Annotated in this window: 24 protein-coding genes and 5 pseudogenes; 11 read left to right on the top strand and 18 right to left on the bottom strand. The window is 59.2% G+C overall.

Going from position 1 to position 23,535, the window contains the following annotated elements:
* The first annotated feature begins 22 nt into the window (after positions 1-22).
* Positions 23-613 (top strand): transmembrane anchor protein, encoded by a 591-nt coding sequence (locus tag C8029_RS10220; protein ID WP_226946300.1) that lies wholly within the window; start codon positions 23-25, stop codon positions 611-613.
* Positions 614-941: 328 nt separating this feature from the next.
* Positions 942-1,607: a L,D-transpeptidase gene (locus tag C8029_RS10215; RefSeq protein ID WP_107718014.1), complete on the top strand. Its 666-nt coding sequence runs from the start codon at positions 942-944 to the stop codon at positions 1,605-1,607.
* Between the two features lie 25 nt (positions 1,608-1,632).
* On the opposite strand, the gene C8029_RS10210 is transcribed toward C8029_RS10215, so the two are convergent.
* A complete protein-coding gene (locus C8029_RS10210; protein ID WP_107718016.1) occupies positions 1,633-1,917 on the bottom strand; it encodes a hypothetical protein in 285 nt (94 codons plus the stop codon).
* A gap of 182 nt (positions 1,918-2,099) precedes the next feature.
* On the opposite strand from C8029_RS10210, the pseudogene C8029_RS10205 reads away from it, so the two are divergent.
* Together C8029_RS10205 and C8029_RS10200 are read left to right on the top strand one after the other, a co-directional pair.
* Positions 2,100-4,453: pseudogene (locus C8029_RS10205) on the top strand (heavy metal translocating P-type ATPase).
* A 63-nt stretch (positions 4,454-4,516) separates the two neighbouring features.
* Positions 4,517-5,029, top strand: a pseudogene (locus tag C8029_RS10200) (L,D-transpeptidase family protein).
* A 9-nt stretch (positions 5,030-5,038) separates the two neighbouring features.
* On the opposite strand, the gene lnt reads toward C8029_RS10200, so the two are convergent.
* From lnt to C8029_RS10150, 10 genes and pseudogenes are all read right to left on the bottom strand, one after another.
* Positions 5,039-6,616, bottom strand: coding sequence for an apolipoprotein N-acyltransferase (lnt, locus tag C8029_RS10195; protein ID WP_009573590.1), 1,578 nt, complete (start codon positions 6,614-6,616; stop codon positions 5,039-5,041).
* A pseudogene (lspA, locus tag C8029_RS10190) lies at positions 6,583-7,039 on the bottom strand (signal peptidase II). The gene lnt and the pseudogene lspA overlap by 34 nt, the downstream one beginning before the upstream one ends.
* Before the next feature lie 28 nt (positions 7,040-7,067).
* Complete coding sequence (locus C8029_RS10185) at positions 7,068-7,850, bottom strand: ZIP family metal transporter (protein ID WP_009573592.1); 783 nt, start codon at positions 7,848-7,850, stop codon at positions 7,068-7,070.
* A 12-nt stretch (positions 7,851-7,862) separates the two neighbouring features.
* Positions 7,863-8,318, bottom strand: a complete 456-nt coding sequence (locus tag C8029_RS10180) for a DUF411 domain-containing protein (protein ID WP_009573593.1) — start codon at positions 8,316-8,318, stop codon at positions 7,863-7,865.
* A gap of 3 nt (positions 8,319-8,321) precedes the next feature.
* Positions 8,322-9,695, bottom strand: coding sequence for a M23 family metallopeptidase (locus tag C8029_RS10175; protein ID WP_009573594.1), 1,374 nt, complete (start codon positions 9,693-9,695; stop codon positions 8,322-8,324).
* Positions 9,692-10,317, bottom strand: a pseudogene (locus C8029_RS10170) (SCO family protein). Before C8029_RS10170 ends, C8029_RS10175 begins: the two are co-directional and overlap by 4 nt.
* Complete coding sequence (locus C8029_RS10165; protein ID WP_009573596.1) at positions 10,317-10,784, bottom strand: copper chaperone PCu(A)C; 468 nt, start codon at positions 10,782-10,784, stop codon at positions 10,317-10,319. The pseudogene C8029_RS10170 and the gene C8029_RS10165 overlap by 1 nt, the downstream one beginning before the upstream one ends.
* Before the next feature lie 23 nt (positions 10,785-10,807).
* Positions 10,808-11,467, bottom strand: a complete 660-nt coding sequence (locus tag C8029_RS10160; RefSeq protein ID WP_107718019.1) for a DsbA family protein — start codon at positions 11,465-11,467, stop codon at positions 10,808-10,810.
* Entirely contained in the window at positions 11,464-11,886 is a 423-nt protein-coding gene (locus C8029_RS10155) for a disulfide bond formation protein B (RefSeq protein WP_107718021.1), read from the bottom strand. Before C8029_RS10155 ends, C8029_RS10160 begins: the two co-directional genes overlap by 4 nt.
* 5 nt (positions 11,887-11,891) lie before the next feature.
* Positions 11,892-12,457, bottom strand: a pseudogene (locus C8029_RS10150) (SCO family protein).
* A gap of 207 nt (positions 12,458-12,664) precedes the next feature.
* Between C8029_RS10150 and C8029_RS10145 the strand changes: the two are divergent.
* The 5 genes from C8029_RS10145 (at position 12,665) to C8029_RS10125 (ending at position 15,915) form a co-directional block, all read left to right on the top strand.
* The gene (locus tag C8029_RS10145; RefSeq protein ID WP_013959865.1) at positions 12,665-13,093 is read left to right on the top strand and encodes a MerR family transcriptional regulator; all 429 of its coding nucleotides are present in this window, start codon (positions 12,665-12,667) and stop codon (positions 13,091-13,093) included.
* Positions 13,094-13,196: 103 nt separating this feature from the next.
* Entirely contained in the window at positions 13,197-13,775 is a 579-nt protein-coding gene (locus tag C8029_RS10140; RefSeq protein ID WP_107718023.1) for a cation efflux transmembrane domain-containing protein, read from the top strand.
* Between the two features lie 95 nt (positions 13,776-13,870).
* Positions 13,871-14,626: a transglutaminase-like domain-containing protein gene (locus tag C8029_RS10135; protein ID WP_107718025.1), complete on the top strand. Its 756-nt coding sequence runs from the start codon at positions 13,871-13,873 to the stop codon at positions 14,624-14,626.
* A complete protein-coding gene (locus C8029_RS10130; protein ID WP_152002836.1) occupies positions 14,616-15,581 on the top strand; it encodes a cation diffusion facilitator family transporter in 966 nt (321 codons plus the stop codon). The genes C8029_RS10135 and C8029_RS10130 overlap by 11 nt, the downstream gene beginning before the upstream one ends.
* On the top strand, positions 15,553-15,915 hold the full coding sequence (locus C8029_RS10125) for a SpoIIAA family protein (RefSeq protein ID WP_009573604.1): 363 nt from the start codon (positions 15,553-15,555) through the stop codon (positions 15,913-15,915). The genes C8029_RS10130 and C8029_RS10125 overlap by 29 nt, the downstream gene beginning before the upstream one ends.
* 270 nt (positions 15,916-16,185) lie before the next feature.
* Here the strand turns inward: C8029_RS10125 and C8029_RS10120 are convergent, their stop codons facing one another.
* Together C8029_RS10120 and C8029_RS10115 are read right to left on the bottom strand one after the other, a co-directional pair.
* Positions 16,186-17,028, bottom strand: a complete 843-nt coding sequence (locus tag C8029_RS10120) for a hypothetical protein (RefSeq protein WP_107718027.1) — start codon at positions 17,026-17,028, stop codon at positions 16,186-16,188.
* Between the two features lie 236 nt (positions 17,029-17,264).
* Positions 17,265-17,918, bottom strand: coding sequence for a hypothetical protein (locus C8029_RS10115; protein ID WP_226946299.1), 654 nt, complete (start codon positions 17,916-17,918; stop codon positions 17,265-17,267).
* A gap of 473 nt (positions 17,919-18,391) precedes the next feature.
* Between C8029_RS10115 and C8029_RS10110 the strand changes: the two genes are divergently transcribed.
* Both C8029_RS10110 and C8029_RS10105 read left to right on the top strand, forming a co-directional pair.
* Complete coding sequence (locus C8029_RS10110; protein WP_009573607.1) at positions 18,392-18,634, top strand: type II toxin-antitoxin system ParD family antitoxin; 243 nt, start codon at positions 18,392-18,394, stop codon at positions 18,632-18,634.
* A gap of 5 nt (positions 18,635-18,639) precedes the next feature.
* Positions 18,640-18,960, top strand: a complete 321-nt coding sequence (locus C8029_RS10105; protein WP_009573608.1) for a type II toxin-antitoxin system RelE/ParE family toxin — start codon at positions 18,640-18,642, stop codon at positions 18,958-18,960.
* Between the two features lie 208 nt (positions 18,961-19,168).
* Here C8029_RS10105 and C8029_RS10100 read toward each other — a convergent pair whose 3' ends face one another.
* The 5 genes from C8029_RS10100 to C8029_RS10080 are packed head-to-tail and all read right to left on the bottom strand — an operon-like array spanning position 19,169 to position 23,506.
* A complete protein-coding gene (locus C8029_RS10100; RefSeq protein WP_009573609.1) occupies positions 19,169-20,491 on the bottom strand; it encodes an APC family permease in 1,323 nt (440 codons plus the stop codon).
* Complete coding sequence (locus tag C8029_RS10095; protein WP_009573610.1) at positions 20,484-21,176, bottom strand: TVP38/TMEM64 family protein; 693 nt, start codon at positions 21,174-21,176, stop codon at positions 20,484-20,486. The genes C8029_RS10100 and C8029_RS10095 overlap by 8 nt, the downstream gene beginning before the upstream one ends.
* A complete protein-coding gene (locus C8029_RS10090; RefSeq protein WP_009573611.1) occupies positions 21,173-22,621 on the bottom strand; it encodes a multicopper oxidase family protein in 1,449 nt (482 codons plus the stop codon). The genes C8029_RS10095 and C8029_RS10090 overlap by 4 nt, the downstream gene beginning before the upstream one ends.
* A 15-nt stretch (positions 22,622-22,636) precedes the next feature.
* Positions 22,637-23,098 (bottom strand): rhodanese-like domain-containing protein, encoded by a 462-nt coding sequence (locus tag C8029_RS10085; protein ID WP_009573612.1) that lies wholly within the window; start codon positions 23,096-23,098, stop codon positions 22,637-22,639.
* Between the two features lie 21 nt (positions 23,099-23,119).
* Positions 23,120-23,506 (bottom strand): DUF302 domain-containing protein, encoded by a 387-nt coding sequence (locus C8029_RS10080; protein WP_009573613.1) that lies wholly within the window; start codon positions 23,504-23,506, stop codon positions 23,120-23,122.
* Positions 23,507-23,535 lie beyond the last annotated feature (29 nt).

The raw sequence follows: 23,535 nt of genomic DNA, 5'->3' as shown, positions 1-23,535 counted from the left end.
AGATTTAAAGGCAACGCGACAACTGCGAAGCTCCGCGCAGCTGATCCGTTCCACCGCCATCGCGGCCGCCAGCGCCGTCGCGATCCTCGTGACCGTCGTGTTGCCCGCTGAATACAACATCGACCCGACCGGGATCGGTGGAGTCCTTGGACTGGCGGAAATGGGCGAGATCAAGACCCAGCTCGCGGAAGAGGCCGAGGCCGACAGGCTGATGGAGCTTGAGGCAGAGGAACAGTCGAGCCTGATGAACGATATTTTCGGGCTCTTCGTCGGCGCGGCACACGCGCAAGAAGTCGAAGTCTGGCGCGATGAGATAACCTTTACTCTAGCACCTGGTGACAGTGCCGAATGGAAGCTGGTGATGGAAGAAGGCCAGACGGTCGAATACCGGATTTTTGTCGAAGGCGGTCGCGTGAACTTCGATATGCATGGCCATGGCGGCGGTCAGTCGGTGACCTATGATAAGAGCCGCGGCTCCACTGGCGACGCAGGCGAGATCGTCGCCGCGTTCGACGGCGAACACGGCTGGTTCTGGCGCAACCGCGACAGCGAGCCCGCCACCGTGACCGTTCAGGTTCGCGGTGAATATGCCGAATTCAAAGACGCCAGTTGAACTCAGGGGCTACCACTGCCGAATCGTGTGGAGTTGGTGGCCCCTACTCATTTAGGCGGGCGGCCAGTTCTGCGCAAATCACAGCGATGAAGGTTTTGAGTTCTCGAAACAGAAGCGCGTTGTTGCGCAGACCAGATCTGGCCCAACGAGAGTAGCTTGTCAGTTGATACAAAGTGCAACCGTAGCAGGCGCTCTAAGCCTGAAAGGACCGCCGACTTGTTCACATAAATATTCCCTTGAACCTCTAGCTACTAGAAGTCTTATCTACTGAAAGTGAACACATGCCGTTCTTGCCATCAATCGCCGGCGGGAACCGAAAGGGTACGAAATGCTGACAAGACGACACTTCATCCAGACAACAACGGCGCTATTTTCGGTGACCGTTCCCGGCGTGGCTTTTGCCGACAGTTGGCCAACCGAGGCGCAGAAGGCTGCGTGGGACGCACAGGTGACGCCTCAGGATTATGTTGCCGAGACTTCCAACCCATGGGGATTGCACCCGCGGTTCCTACCGCAACGTGTAGTCGCGAACGACGGTCTCGTGCCGGGAGATATCCATGTCGATGCGGTCGCGCGATATCTCTACCACATTGAAGAGGGTGGGACCGCGATGCGCTACGGCGTGGCGATCGCGCGGGGGAACCTCTACGAGCCGGGTGTCTATACCATCAAGCGCAAGGTCAGGTGGCCGCACTGGCAACCGACACAGAGCATGATCAATCGCGACCCCGAACTTTATGCTGATATTGCCGATGGCATGGAACCCGGACCGGAAAACGCGCTTGGATCAAGGGCGCTGTATCTCTACGTCGGGGATCGCGATACCCTTCTGCGCATCCATGGCACTCCGAGCCCACGGAGTATCGGTGGCCGCGCAAGTTCGGGCTGCGTACGGATGGTCATGGCCCATATCAATGACCTTTACCCGAACGTCGAGACCGGCTCTACGGCCTATCTTTACTCGGCAGAGGACAGCGTCACTGCCCGCAGCTAAGCCAAGCAGCGGTCGGCAAACGTAGTTAAGTTTCGCGAGGGGTGCAGATACGATTGCCGTTCGCCGTTCGCAGCGGCAGCAGGGTCGTTTCAACGGGGCCGCTGTGTTCGTACCAGTAGCACCCGTCTTCCGGTACCAAGCGCGCGGTTGCAACATCCTGATCCGGGGCAGCCAATGCAATCACAGCTTCGGGAACGTTGCCCCGCTGGTCTGCCGCGTCGCCCGGCCCAGTCGGCTGGACTGCGCACCCGGCCGTAAGCGACAACGCCACTGCGACCATAATTTTTTGCTTCAGCATCATAACCCGCATCAAGCTTCCTTTCGTGACTGTTTTTCTTTGCAGCGGCTGTTCATGCTTAAAGGCGTGATAGAGCCGGTCACTGCATCCTCTAGCAATAAAGCAAACTGAAATACCACCGTATTTTGCTCTTGAAGCTCTAGCTACTGTAGGGGTTATGTCATGGTAAAGCACCCGAATCCAGAGGTCCATTCATGCCGTCCGACACCCATCGTCACGACCACGATCACGCCGAAGATGCCCAGACAAGCGGCGGCAGCTGCTGCGGGGGCGCCGGAACGTGCGGCGACATCGTTCCGACGACGCCCGCGCCATCGGGCGGGCGCAGTTTTCAGGTATCCGGCCTCGATTGTGCCGAGGAGGTAGCAATCCTGAACAAGGTGGTCGGTCCGAAGATCGGTGGAGCCGAGCATCTCGCGTTCGACGTGATCAATGGACGGATGACTATTCTCGACAGCGCCAGCAGTGTATCGGACGGCGAAATTGCAGAACTGGTGGCAAGCACCGGCATGACCGCCAAGCCCTGGGATGCCGAGAACGCGTCGGTCGACCAGGCGGCCCATCTTGCAAGACAGCGGCTGTTTACGGCGCTCAGTGGAGGCTTCTGGGCCGCGGGATTTCTGTGGCACATCATCGAGACCGGCATGGGCGGGGCGCTCGGCCTCTTCGCGGGTCACGGCGAAGCGCCGATGCCACTGGTCGAGGCAGGGCTGTTCGCGGTTGCGATCCTGTTCGGTGTCTGGCTCGTGGCACCCAAGGCATGGTCGTCCGCTCAGCGGCTGTCGCCCGACATGAACCTGCTCATGGTGGTCGCCGTGGCCGGTGCCATCGGGCTTGGCGAATTTTTCGAGGCGGCGACAGTCGCGTTCTTCTTCTCGCTCTCGCTCTACCTCGAAAGCTGGAGCGTCGGGCGTGCGAGGAATGCGGTTTCAGCTCTGCTCGACCTGGCGCCGCCGACGGCAAGAGTTCTTAATGATGACGGCTCAGAAGCGGACGTTCCGGCTTCTGCGGTTGCTATCAACGCACGTTTCGTCGTGCGCGGCGGAGACCGCATCCCATTGGATGGTGAGGTTGTCGATGGGGCAGGGGCCGTCGATCAGGCGCCAATCACCGGAGAGAGTGCGCTGGTCCCAAAGGAACGGGGCGACGAAGTCTATGCCGGTACGATCAACGGCGAAGGCACACTGACGGTGCGCGCCACGAAGGCCGCCTCGGATACCGTGTTGGCCAAGATCATCCGCATGGTCGGTGACGCCCATGCCCGCCGCGCGCCGGTGGAGCAGTGGGTGGCGAAGTTCGCCTGCATCTACACGCCTATCGTCATGGCGCTCGCCATCGCAATTGCCCTGCTGCCGCCGCTCATTTTCGGTGGAGCCTGGGATTATTGGTTCTACAATGCACTCGTGCTGCTGGTGATCGCCTGCCCATGCGCTCTGGTCATCTCGACTCCTGTCTCCATCGTCGCGGCGCTCACCGCTTCGGCGCGGGCGGGCGTACTCATCAAGGGTGGTGCCTATGTCGAGGCACCGGGTCGGACCACCGCGCTGGCCATGGACAAGACCGGCACAATCACAATGGGCGAGCCCGAAGTGGCGGCGGTGCATCCGCTGGGCGGGGCTTCGGCGCAAGATCTGATGACCCTCGCCGCTGGGCTGGAGGCACGTTCCTCGCATCCCTTGGCGCGCGCCATTCTTGCGCGGGCAGAAGCCGACGGCATCAAGGTATCCGCCGCGGAAGATACCCGAACCGTTCCGGGCAGGGGACTTGAAGGACGCACAGACGGCCGGTCGATCTGGCTGGGGTCGGACCGGTTTGCCGCGGAGAAGGGTTTCGGCGACGCCATTCCGAAGGATTTGCGCGACCGCATCGAAGGGGCTGGCAGCACCCTTGTTGCCGTGGGCGACGACACCGGTGTCACCGGCATCTTGGAATTGCGCGACCGTATCCGCCCGGATGCCAAAGGCATCGTGGCGCAGCTCCACGCGCAGGGTGTGAAGACCATCGTCATGCTGACCGGTGATAACGAGCGGACAGCGCACGCTGTTGCAGCCGAGGTCGGCATCGACGAGGTCCGTGCCGAGCTTCTGCCCGAAGACAAGGTGACTGCCATCGAAGAACTGGTCGAAACGCATGACATGGTGGCCATGATCGGCGACGGGGTCAACGACGCCCCGGCCATGGCGCGCGCGCATTACGCCATCGCAATGGGTGCCGTTGGTTCGGACGCGGCAATCGAGACGGCGGATATAGCCTGATGACCGACGATCTCGGCAAGGTGCCTTGGCTGATCGGTCATTCGCGCCGGACAATGTCGATCATTCATCAGAACATCGGTATTTCCTTGGCGACCAAGGGCGTTTTCGTTGTCGCTACCGCGTTCGGACTGGCATCGATGTGGGGCGCGATTGCAGCCGACGTAGGAGTGTCATTGCTGGTGGTGGCCAATGCCCTGCGCCTGCTGAACAGCCAAGAGGCCAAGGCGCCGCCGTCCGGCGGTGAGCAGGTTGGCCCACAGATGGCAAAGGCCGCGCTTGCCCACGGACATTGATCACGCAGCATTTGCAAGGTAACGTGATGTCCATATCAGACCTCACCAAAGAGGCATCGAGCAGTGAAGACCATCCGATTTCCCCGCCGCGCCGTCCTGTTGGGCGGGTTGGTAGCGTTTCTGTCCGGGTGTGCCAGCAAGTTCCGCAGCTATGACGGACCCGAAGTCACCCGTGTTCGGCTTTAAAAGGGACAGCGCTTGCTTGTTCTCGACGGAGCCGATCGCGTCTTGCAAACCTATCCGGTCGGGCTGGGTTTCGCTCCTGAGGGTCACAAACAATTCGAAGGGGATGGCCGGACTCCGGAAGGAGTTTACACAATCGACAGGCGAAACCCCAACAGCACCTACCATCTTTCGATTGGCATCTCTTATCCGAACGAGGCCGACATCGCCTTTGCCGAAGCGCAGGGCCTTTCCCCCGGCGGCGACATCTTCATCCATGGTGGCCCACGCCCCGGCATCGACCCGACAAATGTCCGCGACTGGACAGCTGGCTGCATCGCGGTCACGGATCGGGAGATCGAGGACATCTATGCAATGGTGAAGGACGGGACACCTATCCACATCTTTGCATGACGGTCTTTCTCATGCGGCGGTAGTGAGCCGTCGCATTGGCGCCATTGCCCAGCTCCACGAAGCCAAGATGAGCGCCAACAGCATCCAGTCCCCGAAGCTCGCGTAGAGTGTCGGCGGTCGCGCGGAGGGCAGGCTAGCGTCGATGATGCCCGTTTCGCCGGTATCGAGCCGCGCAACGATCTCTCCGCTCGCGTCGATGACCGCAGAGATGCCCGTATTCGCGGCTCGGATGACTGGAAGGCCTTCCTCTACGGCGCGCATACGTGCGGAAGCCAGATGCTGCTCGGGTCCGATGCTGGTGCCAAACCAGGCATCGTTTGTCGCGTTGAAAATCCAGTCCGGCCGGAACAGGTCGTCGACCACATGCCCTGGGAAGATGATCTCATAGCAGATCGCCACGGCGACCAGCGGCACACCCGGAAGCGCAAGCGTTCTCGGGCCCGGTCCGGGCGTAAAATCGCCCAGACCCGCCGTGAGCCGCTCGATGGGCAACCAGCCGCGGAATGGCACATATTCGCCGAAGGGCACGAGATGGTGTTTCGCGTATCCGGTCAGGATCTCGCCGGTCTCGTCAAATGCCTGGACCGTGTTGAAATATCGGGTGCCATCCTCGCTCGGTACACGGTCCGGCACACCGGTAAGCAGCACTCTGCCGTCTGGTAGCGCTGCGGCAATGCGGGCCCGTGCCTCCGTATCCTCATCGAGGAAACCCGGAAAGGCGGTTTCCGGCCAGAGAAGAACGTCGAAATCGCCGCGCCGGGTTGAAAGCTCAAGATAACGCGCGAAGGTTGCCTCGCGGTTCTCGGGCGCCCATTTCTCCTCTTGGGGAACGTTGCCCTGGACGATGCGCAGCTCCACACCGGGTGGCTGTTCTGTATCCGACTGGAGGCGAAGTGTGCCGACGGCCCACATCGTCGCGATGCCGGCCAGCGCCATGAGCGAGATGGTCAGTCGTTGCCGCCCGGACGCCATGACAGCCGCGACGGGAAGTGCCGCGACGAACACGGTGAGAAAGCTTAGTCCATAGCTTCCGACCCAGGCGGCGGGCTGGCGCAACGCGGCGTAATCGACCAGAGCGTAGCTGGCGAGGATCCACGGAAAACCTGTCAGAACGTGACCTCGCAACCACTCGGCCACGGTCCAGAAGGTCGCGAACAGGAGGCAGGCCAGGAGATTGCCCAGGGCTCCGCGCCGCGCGATTTCGGCGAAGAGCACAGCGGCAATGGCTGGGAAAATCGCGAGACCTGCGGACAATCCCGCGACGGCCGGGATCGCCATCGCCCCAAACCGCTCGGCCTCGACGTAGAAACTCTCCGCGATCCATGAAATCCCGAAACCGAACTGGCCGAGTCCGAACGCCCAGCCGACGAGAAAAGCACGCCCGAAGGAGAGACCGCGAAGACCGACAAACAACGCGGAATAGGCAACGGGAACGAGTAGGAGAATCGAGAAAGGCGGGAAAGTCAGAACGGTCAGCGCCCCGGCGACGAAACCAAGCGTCACCCGCGAAAGAAAACGGTGGCGCAGAGCGATGCGGTTCAGAATTTCCGGCTTCACGACTTGATCGAACGCCGCGCGCTGATCCATGGCGCGGCGAGCAAGAGCCCCACGCCACTGACGACAAATACATCGGCCAAGTTGAAGGCAGGCCAATGTGTTGTGCCAATGTAGAAATCGAGAAAGTCTGTTACAGCCCGATACCGCACACGATCGATGACATTGCCCAGGCTCCGCCAATGATCGCGCCATAGGCAAGTGTTTCGACCGCATTTTCGGCGCGAAACAGCATAACCCCTAGCCAAACACAGATGGCAAGAGCGAGAGCGATGAGGCTCCACCACGCGCGCCGCCCAACATCCCGAAAGTCACGCCGTCATTACGATAAAAGACGAGGTTGAATCCCGGAAACACAGGAATCCCGGCGCTTAAAGTGACGGCATTCGCAACGACAATGGCTTTGGTGATCTGATCGATCGCGAACGCAGCAAGTGCTGCGAAGACGCCGATCATCGGAGATACCTTGTTTAGTGACATTGCCTCATCCCAACCAGACATCAAGGAACAGCATTAGAACGAGCCCGACTGCGAGACCGAGCGTCGCCCTGTTCTGATGGCCGCTGCGATGGGTTTCGGGGATGATTTCGTGGCTGATAACGTAGAGCATTGCGCCCGCGGCAAAGGCCAGACCCCATGGAAGCAGCGGTTCCGACAGTGTGATGATCCCGGCCCCGAGCAGGCCGCCAATCGGCTCGACCATGCCCGTCAGCGCCGCGATGCCCCAGGCGCGCAGCTTCGGATATCCCTCGCCCAGCAGAGATACAGCGACGGCCAATCCTTCGGGCGCATTCTGAAGCCCGATTCCGACAGCAAGAGGCAGACCGCCCTCCATACCTCCGGATCCGAAGCCGACCCCAACCGCAAGGCCTTCGGGGAAGTTGTGGATCGTGATTGCGATGATGAACAGCCAGACCCGCCGCAAAGACGCCGCTTCGGGCCCTTCGCGTCCTGTCTTGAAGTGCTCGTGCGGCAGCTTTTCGTTCATCAGGGCGACAGCCCCCATTCCCAGAAGGATCGAGACGCACACGATGGCCGCAGGCATCGCGCCGTTCTCGAACATTGGCTCTGCCGCATTCAATGCCGGGATGATCAGCGAAAAGAACGAGGCTGACAGCATGACACCGGCGGCGAAGCCGAGCGACAGATCGCGCGTGGCCCGGGACGGGATGCGCCCAAACAGCACGGGAACTGCTCCGACTGCCGTGAGCGAACCGGCGGCGAGACTTCCGAGAAAGCCAAGCATTATCGGAGACAGATTTTCCATGGGCGGGCCAGATTATCCTTCGGCGTAGCTCGAAAAGACTTCCGTCGACCCGTCCTTGCGGATGAGGAAGACATCATAGGCCTCGCGGTCGTCTTCTGGCCCCATGCCGGGCGAGCCATAGGGCATCCCCGGAACAGCGAGGCCGACGGCGTCCGGGCGCTCCTCGAGAAGGCGGCGGATGTCAGCGGCCGGTACATGGCCCTCGATCACGTAGCCGTCAATGAGCGCGGTGTGGCAGGAGACCATGCGCTGCGGCACGCCGTTGTCTAGCTTGAAGCGCACGAGAAGCCCGCCGAACATGTCCTGGCCGGTCGGCACAAACCCGTTCTCTTCGAGATGGTTCATCCAAGACAGGCAACAGCCGCAACCGTTCGTCTTGCGGACCTCGATCGCCGTTGCCTCTGCGAGAACCTGGGCCGCTGGTAACAGGGCGAGGGTGATTGCCAGAGCTTGGGTCATGCGTTTCATGGGTCAGAGCCTTTCGGTTGTCGTTTCGGCAATCTCGCTGCCGAGGTTTTCATTCAGAAGCGCGCGCGCCTCGGCCAGACGCGAGAGCGCGGCGGTATCATCCGCTTCGCTCTCGGCTGCTTCGGCGAGCCGGTCGTCAGTGAGGGGGTCAGTCGGGCGCCCATCCACGAGGACTTCGTAGTGCAGGTTCGGACCTGTCGCCGTGCCAGTCGCGCCGACGCGGCCGATCACATCTCCCGCCGCAACGCGTTGGCCTTGTGCCAGGTCTTCCGGCACGGCGCTCAGATGCGCGTAGCGCGTCATGGTGTCGGAGCCGTGCGAGATTTCGACCACACGGCCATAGCCACCGCGCCAGCCAATGAAACTAACCCGCCCCGGTGCCGTCGATTGAACCGGTGTCCCACGTGCCGCTGCAAAATCGACGCCGGTGTGCATCCGGACGTTGCCAAAGACCGGATGCGTGCGGCGCCCGAACACCGAGCTGAGGCGCGCACCCTCGACCGGCTGTGCGAAGACGCGCAGCACCTCGCCATCGACGTAGATCGTCGCCTGACCGCTGCCGTCGTCAGGCCATACGATCTCGTAGAGCGAACCGCCGATGTCCAGTGCGGCGAAGGCGAGTTCGGGCTGTCCGATCCTGTCCTCGCCGACCCGCGCCTCACGCCAGAGAAGCCTTAGTGTTTCGCCGCCGGCCATCTCGCGGCGGAAATCCACGGTCCCACCCAGCATCTGCGCAAGGTCCACGGAAAAACGGGCGGGTATGCCGGCTTCGTCGAGTGCCGCGAAGATCGAGCTGTCGATCACGGCTTCGCCGGCAAGGGTTACGATCTCCGGATCCGGAGCCACGACCTGTGTGGACAACTGCTCGCCGAAAACCACCTCGATCCGAACCCCGTCCTCGACGGCGACTGAGACGGTGCGGGGGCTGCCGTCCATGGTCGAAGCAACAGTGACCGAGTGCCCCGGCCGCAGCCGTCGCAGATCGTATTCCGCGCCAAGCGCGAGGGCAACTTCGGCTCTGTCAGGTGCCGCAAGACCGGCCTCTGACAGCAAGAAATCGAGCGTTTCGCCCGGAGCAATGTCGCGCGACCACGTCGACAGGGGTGGCTCGATCGCTTGCACCGGCCTGTCGGCAAACGCGGCCTGCAGAAGGGGCAGCGGGCTGAGGTCGGGTGCATCGTCTGCCCATGCCGCCGCGGGCAGCGTCACGGGGATGTCAACGTTCTGGGGGGCTTCAGGACCTTGGGGCATCCAGCTACCTGCCTGGGCAAGTTCCGGCGGCACGGGTTCTTTCGACATGGAATCAGAGATGGCGATAGCCGCTCCCGAAACCGTCCCCGCAATTGCGACACAAGCCGCCAAAGTTCTGAGCCTCATGTCGCCCCCTCCATTTCTTCTTCCAGCGCGCGGCGGATCTTCGGCACCGCGAATTCTTTGGGCTCGTGATAGTCGATCATGGTGACGAATCGCCCAGAGGCTGCGAACAGGAAGACGCTCGCGGTGTGGTTCATCGTGTAATCGCCGCTCTCCGCCGGTACTCGCTCGTAGGTGGCGCGGAAGCCGTCCGCGACGCGCGCTATCTGCTCTTCCGGTCCCGTCCAGCCGCGGATCGCCGGATGGAAGTAGCCGACATATTCGGCCATCGTTTCTACAGTGTCGCGCTCGGGATCGACCGTGATGAAAACCACGTTCATCTCGTCGGCCTCGTCTCCCAGATCGTCGAGCCATCCCGAAATGTCAGAAAGCGTGGTCGGGCAGACATCGGGACAGTAGGTGAAGCCGAAGAACGCCATCGTCGGGCGACCGATCAGGGTTTCCGGCCCGACCGCGTTGCCCTCATGATCCGTCAGACGGAAGTCCATCTCGGTAAGGGTCACAGGCCGCTGCCCGACAGGTGCGGGTGCACCGGGTCCGTCGACCCGCCACCAACCGACGAAGAGCATCAGGCGACCGCCCCGACACCAGCCGCGCCGTACCCCAGGATCGCCCGTCGCTGCATCAGTCCTCTGGCCCCCGCGCGGCGATGCCGAGGATCGGAACCTCGACCGTCACTTCGCCTCCGTCGTCGAAAAGCAGTGTCAGCGGAAAAGTGTCCCCTTCCGTCATTGGTTCTTGCAGCCGCATCAGCATTGCGTGCAGGCCCCCCGGTTCGAGCGCGATGCTCTCGCCCGGGGCGATCGCGATCTCCCCCGCCGGGCTCATGGAACTCACACCTTCGGCATTTGTCTTCGTCTCGTGAATTTCGGGCATCATCGCGAGCGGTGTTGTAAGGCCGATCAGCGTCACCGGCTCGTCGCCAGTGTTGCGGATCGTCATGTAAGCGGCCCCGGGACGGTTCATCCCGATGGAGGCGCGGGACCACGCGTTCTCGACGACAACATCCTCGGGTCCGGCCAGCGCGGGCACTGAGAGCCCTCCTAGGGTCAAAAGCGCGGCCAGTGTGCCAGTCAAAATATACTTTTTCATCGTTCTGATCCTGCCCTTTCCATTCAGCTTTGCGCGGCAGCGACTTCGGCGGCCACCAGACGACGCAACTCTGCCTCCCCGAATGGATCGAGCGGCTTGCCGTTCACAAAGAATGTGGGCGTCTGGCGAATTCCCACGGCCTCGACGTCAGCACGATCTTGGTTAAGGATCGCCACGACACCGGGTGCCAGCATTTGCGTGCGGGCGGCCTCGGCATCGAGCCCGGCCGTGGCGGCGATCTGAAGGATCAGGCCGGGCTCCGGGGCACCGTGCGACGCCCATCTCGGCTGTTCCCGCAGAACGGCCTCGAGCACCGGCATGTAAACGTCCTGCATGCGCGCCGCCTCGAGCACGCGGATGGCTTCCTCGGATGCCGCGCCGTGGAAGGGCGTGTAGCGGATCACGACGCGGACAGCTTCCCCATGCTCGGCCATGATGTCCTTCACGATGGGATGAAAGGCGCGACAGGCCTCGCAGGCCGGATCGAAGAATTCGACGATCGTGACGGGCGCATCCGCAGGCCCGAGGATGGGCGAGTAGGGGCGGATCATCGCCTCCGCAAGTTCCGGAGCAACGGGCTCCGCTTCGGCCACTGGGCCGGGGCGGATTGCAAACCAGGTGGCTCCGCCGAAACCGGCGGCGCCGAGGGCAAGAACGGACAGGATCAGGCCGCGTCGATTCATGTTCGTGTGTCCTTCAATGAAAGGGCCGACAGCGCCCCGATCAGCGCGAAGGCTGCGAGCGCCATCAGCGGGATAGGGACGCCGAAGACCAGTTGGTTGTCATCGGTGCAAGAGGGGCCGGTGGCCGTGCAGGGCTGGACGCGTTCGGCAACAAGACCGACGTACAGCCCCATGTGCCACAGGGCGATTGCGCCGCCGCCAAGCGCCAATGCGATGCCGTAGCGCCCCACGCGGCCGTCCCGCCACCAAAGGCCGAGCCCGAGGACAATGGCCAAGGGGAACATGAAGGCGCGCTGGAACCAGCACAGCACACAGGGCGTCTGCCCCAGCACCTCGCCGATGAAAAGCACGGCAAGCGAGGCGACGAGCGCGATGATCCACGCCAGCCCGAGGGCTGTTTCTCCGGACATACGGATCATGTCGGTCAGATCCTCTCTTCCAGATCGGCGAGGATCTCTTCGGCGGAGGTGCCGTAGGGCCACGAGTCGGCGAAGCCGCGTCGGGATCGAAGAGGAACAGATGCGACGTGTGGCCCATCGTGTAACCATCCGGCGCCGCAGCCTCTTCGACGCGTTCGAAGAAGATCGGAAAGGTCTCGGATGTGGCGGCGATCTGTTCCGGCGTGCCGGTCAGCCCGATGATGCCCGCATCGAACAGCGGGACGTATTCGGCGAGTGCTGCGGGCGTGTCTCGTTCAGGGTCGATTGTTATGAAAATCGGCTGGACCTTGGCGGCATCGTCGCCCAGACCGTCCATCACCGCCGCGACCTCGGATAGGGTCGTCGGGCAGACGTCGGGGCAGTTGGTAAAGCCGAAAAAAACCAGCATCCAGCGCCCCGCAAAGTCCTCCTCGGTTCGAACCATACCCTGGTGGTCCGTCAGTTCGAACTCAGCGAAAAAAGGCGGTTCGGCGACGGTTCGGGCGCTATCGGCACGATAATCGGACCATAGCAAAAGCCATACGAAGGCAAGCGCTGCCACGCCTGCCAAAACCCAAAGAAACTTCTGTGCCGATGTAAGGGACAATCCTGTTCGCCTGATTTTGATTCTTATTGCCTGTGCGGATACATCCTCTAGCTGCTAGAGGTTCAAGCACGAAATCATGGTATAGCTTGAACTCACGCGTCTGTGAATCCGACACTTGTTTATTCCGACGGCAAAACCTACACAAACTGTATCTTTTTCATGGAGGCGAAAATGCTCACGATCGGTACTCTGTCAAAGAAGACTGGCACAAAAGTGCAGACCATCCGGTACTACGAACAGATCGGACTCATGCCCGAACCTGGCAGGACCGAAGGCGGACAGAGGCGCTACGACAATGCACAGCTTGATCGACTGTCCTTCATCCGCCACTCGCGGCAACTCGGCTTCTCGCTCGATGCGATCCGCGAGCTGCTCGACCTCAGCGACCATCCCAATCGGCCCTGTGATGAAGCTGATGCCATCGCGCGTCGCCAGCTCAAACAGGTGGAGCAGCGCATGGCCCGCCTGAAGGCGCTGCGCACGGAACTGAAACGCATGGTTCACGAATGCAGCGGCGGGCGGACGGGAGATTGCAAGGTGCTTGAGGTGTTGCGGGACCATTCGGAATGCTTGACCGAACACGAGGAAATCGGGGCCTGAAGGAATTCAGCCAACATTCCGGCTGGAACGCAGATCAGCCGCAGAAGTTAATGTGTCGTACAACACAAGCTGGAACCACAAAATGGCCGCTAGACAAGATTCAATGGAGAGACGGACGCTTTGGATCGTTCTGGCGCTCAATATCGGTTTGGCCGTGGCCTTTTTCGCAACAGGCGCCTTCGGCGACTCAAGTGCCCTGATCGCCAACGGGCTCGATAACCTCTCCGACAGCTTCGTCTACGCGATCAGCCTTTTCGCTTTGTCCCGATCCGCCAAATGGAAACGCGGGGCGGCGAACGTTTCCGGCGGGCTGCTGATCCTGTTCGCTGCAGGCATCCTCTACGATGCGTGGCGCCGCTACATCGGTGGGTCAGATCCGCTCGAGACGATCATGATTGCAATGGCCCTGATCGCGGCGGCTATCAACGCAGTCTGCGTTTGGCTGCTCGCTAAGCTCAAAAATCCAAACGTCAATATCCGCGCGGCCAACACCTTCAGTTACAACGATTTCGCCGCGAACCTCGGGATCGTCGTGGCCGGTGGCCTCGTCGCTTGGCTAGGAACCAACTGGCCGGATCTTGTCGTCGGTGTGATCGTCGCCGGGATCGCGGCCTGGGGCGGTATCGACATCCTGCGCGACGCACACGGCGAACACCACAAAGCGGTTCACACGGACAAATAGTTGCGGGAGATTCATTCTGAAAGAAAGGATTGAAGCTATAGTGACTATAGCAATTAGTCTTGTTCCAAGACGATTCGAGGAGCGACCCGTTGCAGATGACCGACCCCCTACTTGTACCCACCAAACTACTGGATTTTGATGCCGCGCCTCTTGCGCGTCTAATTGAGAACCGCAGCTGGCGCGGCTTATCCGAATACGATCGGATCGGAGCTGCCTATGATTTCGTTCGGAATGAAATCGCGTTCGGATACAATCGAGCTGACGACATCCCCGCATCCGAAGTGCTTTCCGACGGCTATGGGCAGTGCAATACCAAAGGCACGCTCTTGATGGCGCTGCTGCGTGGTGTCGGCATTCGTTGCCGGTTGCATGGGTTTACGATCCACAAAGGCTTGCAGCGCGGTGTTGTCCCTGAGCTGGTGTATCCGCTTGCTCCGCAGGAAATTCTCCACTCATGGGTCGAGATCGAATTTCAAGGTGCCTGGATCAACCTTGAAGGCTTCATCCTGGATGACGCTTTCCTCGATGTCCTGCAAACGTCATTCTCGGACACAGAAAGTCTCTGCGGTTATGGCGCGGGCACGGATTGCCTTGGCGCGCCTCCCGTCGCCTGGAACGGAGAAGATACCTACATTCAGAGAACCGGCATTGTGCAAGATTTTGGCGTGTACGATACGCCGGACGCCTTCTATTTGTCCCATGAGCAATCCTTTGGGTGGCTGCGTGGTACCCTTTACCGTCATATCACCCGCCACTGGATGAATGCGCGCGTACGTGGTTTCCGCAGCGGCCGCCTCAAGACTGACCGACGCGCGACACACGCGCATGAGGAGCCTGCCAATGCCGCATGATCATGGGCACGCGCATATCGAACCGGATTCTGGCGATCGGCGGGTTGCCATCGCGATCTGGGCGAACGGGCTTCTTACCGTTGCGCAGATCGTCGGGGGCATATTCTCGGGTAGTTTGGCACTGATCGCCGATGCGCTGCACAACTTTTCCGATATGGCCTCGCTTGTCATTGCCTTTGCCGCACGCAAGATCGCGCGCCGCCCGGCCGATGAGCGCATGACCTTCGGCTATGGCCGGGTCGAAATCGTCGCGGCCCTGATCAACTACACCACCCTCATCGTGATCGGCTTCTATCTGATCTACGAAGGTGGCATGCGCATGATTGATCCACCCGAAGTCATGGGGTGGACCGTCGTCATTCTCGGTGGAATCGCGCTTGTGGTCGACACGCTGACCGCAATGCTGACCTATTCGATGCAGAAGGGGAGCGTGAACATCCGTGCGCTTTTTCTCCACAACCTTTCGGATGCGCTTGCTTCGGTCGCGGTTATCGTCGCTGGGTCGCTGATCATCCTTTACGACATGCTTTGGGTCGATCCTGCCATCACCATCGGCATCGCGATCTACATCCTGTATCTGTCTTTCACTGAAATAGGCGGCCCAATCCGAACCCTGATGCTCGGGAGCCCGCCGGACATCGACAACGAGGCCGTCGTCGAAGCGATGCGGAAAGTCGAAGGCGTCGCCGACGTCCACCACGTCCATCTCTGGCAAATGCAAGAGCACGAGGCTGCGCTCGACTGTCATGTCGTCGTGGCAGCCGAAGGATGGTCGAAGATCGAAGAGATCAAGAGCGCGATCAAGGAGCGGCTGAAGAAAGAATTCGGCATCAGCCATTCCAGCCTCGAATTCGAGCACGAGGATCGCGCTCATCAGAACGCCGATCTCTACGGTCACGGCAACGCAAGTGAAAAGGAGAAGACCAATGTTCAAGGAAACGCTGACCGAGCGTGATGATGTCATCGGGCTCGTCTGCGAAGGCAAGTTGACGGAGACAGAATTCAAGCAAATGCACGCGCTGCTTCATGAGCGTCTTGGAACAACCGATAATCCGGGTCTGGTTCTCGACCTTACAAGTTTCGAGGGCTACGAAGAGCCTTCGGCGATGCTGGAAGATCTGAAGGTCGACACCGCCCACGTGAACGATTTCGGTCGCATAGCGGTTGTCGGAGAACGCAGATGGATGGAATGGGGCGCACGGGTGGTCAACCTACTGACGGGCTCCGAGATGCAGTGGTTCGAATCAAGCGATACCGAGTCCGCAATTGCGTGGGCGCGTGACGGGTAGCCAGCGATTCTGCAAGAAAAGGATTCTGGCCTGGAAATTGACATCACATCAGATGCTTCACGATTAATGGAGGATCGGAACGATCTAAATGTAGTCAGCAACATTTGTCTGCTCGGATGAAACAATCCGATGAAGTTTGATGTCGACTTTAGGCTGCAAAATAAGTCCCTACGCGCTGAATTCTTCGAAATTTAACATAAACTTCATTATCTGCCGATTTTCTGTACGCGGGGGCAGAGCCTTCCCGGATCCAAAGCTTGGCAGGTGAATCTACCTGGATATCTCCCCTGCCAGCACCGCTCGTCCGTGCACCGCCAACGTCGCTGAAAACCTCTGGCACCCAAACTCGTGGATCACATCGAGTACACGCGCTTCGTAGGCAGTGTGTCCGATCAAGCGACACAAGTCGGACGCGTGGAACTGGCGGTTCGAAGTTGGTGCGGCTTGCATCTGTCTCAGCAATTCGCGCTCTTTGGGGTCCGTTATTGGTCTCGCGGGCGGCTTGACCGCGGGACGAGTTGGAGTTCCCGACGAATTTCGCCATCGGCGCATGAAGCCAAGCAGGAAGCCGGCCGGCACCCTGCCATTGCCTCTGGACCGGTTGAAGGCGAGGAAGCGATCCCAGATGACCTGGGTGTCGATGTTCCAGCAGGGCAACGTGGCCTTCGCCGCTTTGATGAGCTCTGCCCAACTGGTCTGGAAAACGCTCGAACTCGCGGTGATATCGATCAGCCCTGAGAAGAGAGTTTTGTTATTACTATCTCTAGATAGTGATGTGTCGCCTTCACCTGACACGAGATCATGGGTTTCACTCTCCTCGTCGAAAGCGGAAAACCGAAAGATCCAGGGCGCGAACTTGCCATTCGGCTTCGCCCGCTCGAGCTGCAACTCCGAAGCCTCAAGTTCGTTCAGAAGAACCGCAAGATACTGCCGTGAGACACCCATCTTCTCTGCCAGGGCCGAGAGGGTGAAGGCTGCCGTTCCCCGCGACAAACCGTTGTAGCCATCCTTCCAGGCGATGGCGTCGAGGATGAGGGTGGCAAGCTTGTGCGCTGCAACAGAGAGATTTGTCTGCGTAATCCGCCGCAGGATCAAGCCGGTCGTAGGTTCCATGGTCGAGGTCTCCTTGGAGATCCGACGCCATGTCGTGAGACAACAACATTCTTGCCAGCAAAACAACTTTGCTGGTTGCAGGTGTTTTAGCGGTGCGCTAGGAAACTCTTGTTCACGGAGTTTTCTAGCACGGCGTCAGGCTTCACGGTCTGGCGTCGTCTCCTTTTTGGGGGTTTTGCACAGCCTTCCGTGCAGGGTTGTGAGGACGCGCGCAGCAGAACCGCGCGCAGATTTTGTCAGTAGCGAACCTCTTCAGAGCCATAGTTCCCGGCGTGATCGCGCCAGTCGACGAAGACGGAACGGTAGAAGTAGCTGCCGCATCCGTTCGGGATGCTCAGTCCGGATGCGGTCGGCACTTGGCCCACGTTGGACCTTGTCCATCGGTAATCGCCCTGCACGCCGTAGGACCCCAATCGTGTCGAGTCGCTGCGATTGCAGTCGCCATCTCGGTTTTCATGCTGGCGGTACTGGATGTGATAAACGCGAATGCTACGCACGAAATCAAAGGCGTCGCCTGAGATGTCGATGTCGGCTTGCTCATCTGCTTGGACGCGAACAAGGGGGATCGGAGACGATTCCTGCGGTTCGGGCGGATCGCGGAACGTGATGTCATAAAGGCGTTCCATAGGCGACATCGGACTGGGATCGTTGAACGACACACCCATCGGACACCGCCAGATTTGTAAGGGCGGCTCGATCGGCCATGGCGTGATCCGCCGAATGAAGACCGCTCTGGCATGCGCGCAGGGCGCAGAGTCAGGCCAACCGCCCGCAAGGCAGAGGAGGATCGCACAATCCACCTGATAGGCCTGAGCCGGAGCTGACGAGGCCATTAGTCCGGATATGCTTATTGCCGTGGCTGTTGCCACGCCGTGGATCACGTGCTTCATGATGCCGACTCCATCTATAATGGTGCAGCGATACGAAACAACATTAATGATAGCAAGGAGATTTGATTGATGGTTGCTTGCGACTGTTCGCTTGTGTCGCTTGACCGCTTCCAAGATCTGACGCCGGTTCTGGCTGCTTCTGCGTCTTGAAAGTGGCCAAAATTGCGGACCCCTTTCATGTTAGCTGCTAAACAAACGTCTGTTACAAAGGGGAAATTGGGTGTTCCAATGTGGCCGCGAAAGTGGTCACGGAAGGACAGATCGAATGAGCCCTCCAAACCGCGTGGCGCAGCGCTCCTGGCCTCGGGAAGGGCTGTATCGGGAAACTGCCCGGCCCGGCTCTCCGCATGGAATCCGGGAGCAGAAGGGCGGGAGCAGCCAGCGAGCCGATTTGGGGCCCAAGTTGGGATCGAGCATGAGCTTGAATATCTATGTCAGTATCTGATACGATTGAGCATGGATAGGAGAGTCTGATGCCAAACGTCCACCTGACCGAACCGATGCAGAAATATGTGCAGGCGCAGATCGAGTCCGGCGCCTACGCCAATCTGAGCGAAGTCGTGCGCGCCGGCGTAAGGATGCTGATGGAGAAGGATGGCGCCCGGCAGTTCTATGCCCTCAAGGCCGACCTAGAGGAAGCAGCCTCCCTGGCCGAAAATGGGGATTTCGCCGAGTTCGATGCTCATGCCTTCGAACCGGATGCATTTGATCGCTGACCCATATGATTATTCGACTTTCCGGTCGGGCCAGGGCCGACCTTGAAGAGATCCGTGCCTACACCGTCGAAACTTGGGGTAGGGACCAATGGCTCGTCTATTACCGCCAGTTGGTCAACGCCTTCGAGCAGATCACCGGGGATCCCGACCGGGGTCGGGACAGGAGTCTCTTCGTTCCGGGGTTGCGGTCCGTCAACTGCCAACGTCACGTGATCTTCTACAAGCGGCTAGATGCGGCGGATGGGGCGGCAGTCATCCTGCGCATCGTGCATCAGCGCCGCAACATGCCCGCGCTCGTCTACTACGAGGATCTCGACGGCGGTTAAGCCCTTGCGTTTCCTCATTTCAATGGCTCGACCAGTCTTCCATAGTCTTCACTGACCTCGTGAAACGCGCGTTGGCGCCCGCCATCGAGGCAACGAAAGTAGTCCTACACATCGGCAAAGTGGGTCTCAAAATCGCTCAAACCCGACCAATTTGAATGTTGGAAGCGCTAAGAATTACTGCTTCGATACCTGGTCATCACGCGAGCACTCAATGCCCATTGTGATCATGTTGATGTGGCTCGGTTTTTGTGCGCTGAAGAAACCAATGCTCAAAGATCAATACACAAGCCATGATCGCGAATGCGACCACTACAATCATTGGATCGCTCTGCCACTTTAGTGAAGCGAATACGGCAAGCACGATCGCGTCGAGACCGATTGCAGTCAACATGATCCATCCATGCGCAGAAAGCTCGGCCCTAAGGTTTCGGTACACTCCCCAGTGAATAACCATATCCATTACAAGGTAAAAGAAGGCCCCCATCGACGCTATTCGGCTAACGTCGAAGAGAATGGTCAGCAGGCTCGCAATCACTACTGTGTAGATCAGTGTATGGTCGCGGACTCCGCCTGACATCCCAAAATGACTGTGCGGGATCAATTTCATCTCTGTCAGCATTGCCAACATACGAGATACCGCAAAGATGCTGGCAATCACGCCTGATGCAGTTGCGATCAAAGCGAGCGCGACGGTCAGATAGAAGCCCGTTTCCCCAAGGGACGGTGCTGCCGCTTCCGCGAGCGCATAGTCTTTTGCTTCGACGATCTTGCCAAGCGGCAAGCTGCTTCCCACCGCAAATGCTACCAAGAGATACACCACTACGCAGACCGCCAATGAAATGATGATCGCGCGTCCGATGTTGCGGTGTGGGTCCACTATCTCGGCGCCGCTGTTGGTGATTGTCGTGAACCCTTTGAATGCCAGAATTGCCAACGCTGTGGCACCAACAAATCCGCTGAGACCCTGTGAAGCTGTTCCATCTCCTGTTGTGCCAAAAGTAAACCCGCCGGCCCAAAGCGCAGAGATCCCAAACAGAGTGATACCGCCAACCTTCAGTACCGCGAGCAACTGGGAAATCCAGCCTACAGAGCGGTTGCCCGAGATGTTGACGACATAGGCTGCGATAATGAGAGCAACGCCTATTGCCGGAACCAGTAAGCCATCTGGTGCAATGCCCAGTCCACGGAGCAAATAGTTTGCGAAGGTCCGTGCGACTAGGCTTTCGTTAATGACCATTGACAGAGCCATAAGCAAAGCCGCTGCAGCGGCTACGGCGGTTGGTCCATAGGCCTTTTGCAGGATCATTCCAATTCCGCCAGCTGACGGGTAGGCATTGGACATTCTTATGTAAGTGTAAGCGCTGAAGGCTGTAACGATGGCTCCAACGATGAACACAAGTGGAAAGGTAGGGCCGGCCAGTTCCGCAATTTGGCCTGTGAGTGCCAGAATTCCGGCGCCAATCATGACACCAGTCCCCATGGCGACGGCATCCCAAAGAGAAATGCTGCCCGCTTTATAGTCGCTATTCATCGTCGATCTGCTTTCTATTTTTGAGGGTCAAAAAGACAAAAGGCAGTGCTGTCACAACCCCAAGTCCTATCGTGATCCATTCAGCCGTTCCCCAATCCCCTGACATGGCCACAGCTCCAAAATGGGCAAGAACAAAACTCGCCGGCAAAATCCCGGCAAAAGTTGCCAGCATGAAGCGCCATAGATGAAGTTGGCTCAAGCCCGCAACATAGCTGATTGCATCGAAAGAAACGAATGGAAGCAGGCGGGACGCAAACACTGATAACATCAGAGCCTTTTGCGACCCCAACAGCCCGAACTCTGAATACTTACCCAAAAAACGCCGAACTGTGCTTCGACCGAGTTTTCGCGCGAAGACAAATGCGATTGTAGCACCGAGCTCCGAGCCTATGGCTACGTAGGCGGCTCCGAGATAGTGACCAAATGCAGCCCCGGCGGCAAGTGCGATTGGTGCGCTCGGTATGGGGCTTGCGACAATCGCGAGGGCCATGAGTGCAATAACCGCGAGGGGGCCAACGGCTCCGGCATTTTCAATATGGCGCTGCACTTCAGCCTGTGAAAAGGCGACCCCAAGATTGCTCAGAGAAACCGTGCCCGAAAAAAAACCGAAAGCTGCAAGAGACAGAACTGTTGCTATCGCCAAACAACCAATCAGGCGACCATATCCCCATGCTTGCACGATCATGTGACCGTGAACTGCGCCATCATTCCTCCATCTTCGTGTTCAAGGATGTGACAGTGATACATGAAGGGATTGGCGCGATCTGCCGTCTGCTCAAAGCTGACCAGGATATCGACTCGGCCATTTACGAGCACGGTATCCTTCCAGCCAGAATTTTGTATGCTTGGTTTCTTTCCGTTTTCGGCGAGCACCTGAAACCTCACGCCATGAACATGAAACGGGTGCATCATCATGTTTGAGGAGACTTGCCAAATCTCGGTCGCCCCCTTCGAAAGAGACAAGTCTATCCTCCCCATGTCGAAGGACTGCCCATTGATCGCAAACCGATCATTCGACCTACGCATCATCATGCCCATCCCCATTGGCATATCGAGTGTGATCTGACGTGTATTGACTGATCGGGCCTCACCGTCAGGCAGGACGCCGCCCAAGTCGGCGGGTATTTCCAGAATGCGGGCAGGAAGTCTCGCATCCACACCAAAGGGTACAACTACGAAGCTCCCCCCAGCAGTGCTCGCGCCGCCCATCATCCCACCCATCATCTGATTGGGATTTGCAGAGGATACCAGCGTGCCAGCCTCTCCTCCCGAAAAATCGACGAGGACTTCGTATCGTTCGCCGGGAGCGATCACGAGGGACTCAATGGCGACAGGTTGATTGAGATAGCCACTGTCCGTCGCGATGAGGTGCATCTCGCGACGGTCAGAAAACGATAGGGGATAAATCCTCGCGTTCGAGCCGTTGAGCAAGCGCAAACGGACAATACCGCGAGGGACGACAGCCTGGGTGCCTAGCTGACCGTTAACAAGAATGACATTGCCCATGAAACCCATCATCTGATCTGGCATAGACAGGCCATAATCGATGCGGCCCTGCCGGTCGAACCGGCGGTCTTGCAGAACCAAGGTCAAATCATCGACGCCGTATGAGATCGGGAGACCCCGAGCATCGTCCCGACCGTCATCAACGTGGATCACACCGGCCAATCCCCTTTGAACTTGTCGTCCGGTGTCACCATGAACGTGCGAGTGGTACCAAAGAGTAGCGGGTGGTTGTGTCAGATCCAGTTCGGGAAACCAAGTCGTGCCCGGTTCAATGGTCTGGTGTGGGCCGCCGTCAACTTCGCCGGGTATCAGCATACCGTGCCAGTGCACCGAGATTTTCTCTGACAGCGTATTGTCGATCTGTGCTTGCGTCGAAGCTCCTGCGGGAAGACGTAGCGTAGGCCCCAAAAAGGATTGGTTGAACCCCCAGGTCTCACCGCCGCCCAGTCCTGTAAAATCGGTCTTGCCCTTTTGGGCAGTCAGACGGAAATGCCGATCGCGGGTTGCGTCGAGCAATGGTGGCATAGCCAACGCCCTGACACTCCCCTGTGCGATGGCCGCCAGCGGACCTGTGGCGAACGGCAGGCCAGCCAAGCCGGCGATGAAGGCTCTACGATTTGTCATGGTATAGCTTGTGTCTCACGCTAGCTCACTTGGGAGGGCGGCCAGTGCGGCTTCTCTTGTTACTGTCGGCAGACCTTGCTCGATCCAGCCGGATCTCCCCGGGGCGCCAAGCATCCCGCCTACGGCGTCAACAAAGCCGGCAGCTTTCGCTTCACGCAACTTGCTCATTACGAGACCTGAGCGATGGCCGGTCCGACAAATCAGGGCGACCGGGCGTCCCGCAGCAAGATCGCGGGCGTCGAAGAGGCGCTCCCCGAACCGCGGATGGGTCATGTCGATTGGCCACGCCCCCTCCGCGACGCCGGTATCTTGCCATTCCTCGGGTCTGCGGATGTCCACAAGCCTTGCCAAATCGCTTTTCAGCGCATCATGGAGAGTATCGAGCGCCCATACGTCATGGTTGTCAGCCCAAGCTGGCGAATAGGCAAGCAAGGTGCTCGATGCGAACAGGCCAAAAGTTTGACGGCGGCTCAGCATGGTCTGCCTCCTCAGTTTAGTTTATGCATTATCAACCGCAGATCGCAGCATATCGCGCACCTGCGCGGCGACTTCGTGCAGCTTCTCATTCTCGACAGCGGCCATCGAAGCCACTGGATCAACAGCGCTGATTTCAGTGCCGTTTTCGACCGTCCGCAAGATCACATTGCAAGGCAGCATCGATCCTATACGGGGCTCCAGCCCAATGGCCTCCCATGCCATATGAGGGTTGCACGCACCCAGAATGCGGTATCCATCCATGTCGCGGTCAATCTTTTTCTTCATTGTTGCCTGTACGTCGATTTCGGTCAGTACACCAAATCCCTTTTCTTTCAGGGCTTCGCGCAGGCGCATCTCCGCATCATCAATCGCCGTATTGGGCAGATGTCTGTTGTAGGTATAACTCATTTTGAGCCCTCTCGATCTTGTTCAGGCAA

The organism is Roseobacter sp. TSBP12 (assembly GCF_009129705.1).
Taxonomy (GTDB): domain Bacteria; phylum Pseudomonadota; class Alphaproteobacteria; order Rhodobacterales; family Rhodobacteraceae; genus Celeribacter; species Celeribacter baekdonensis_A.
This window is presented reverse-complemented; position numbering and strand designations above follow the sequence as displayed.